The organism is Achromobacter sp. GbtcB20, assembly GCF_019091095.1.
GTDB classification, from domain to species: domain Bacteria; phylum Pseudomonadota; class Gammaproteobacteria; order Burkholderiales; family Burkholderiaceae_B; genus Achromobacter; species Achromobacter mucicolens.
In genome coordinates this window covers 1-242 of record NZ_JAGXJZ010000820.1, presented here as the reverse complement: position 1 = coordinate 242, position 242 = coordinate 1, and the positions used below count along the sequence as shown (strand labels likewise).

The window sequence follows — 242 nt, the reverse complement described above, 5'->3', positions numbered from 1 at the left end:
AGGAAAAGTTTGCGCTGTACGCCGACAACTTCCCCGTGTGGTCCGAGCAGTGGGGCGGCATGGCCCAGCTTTCCGTCTGGACCGCGTCGGCCAACGCCGGCGTCGGCGCCAGCCTGCAGCACTACAACCCGCTGATCGTCGCCGCCGTGGCGCGTGAGTGGTACGTCCCCGCCTACTGGAAGCTGCGCGCGCAGATGCCGCTCGGCTCGCACGAAGCCGGTTTCGGCGACATGCCGTCCATG

General features: G+C 68.2%; 1 pseudogene. It reads left to right on the top strand.

Annotation, left to right across the window (positions count from 1 at the left end):
• A pseudogene (locus tag KVT32_RS31245) lies at positions 1-242 on the top strand (nitroreductase family protein); the annotation flags it as partial.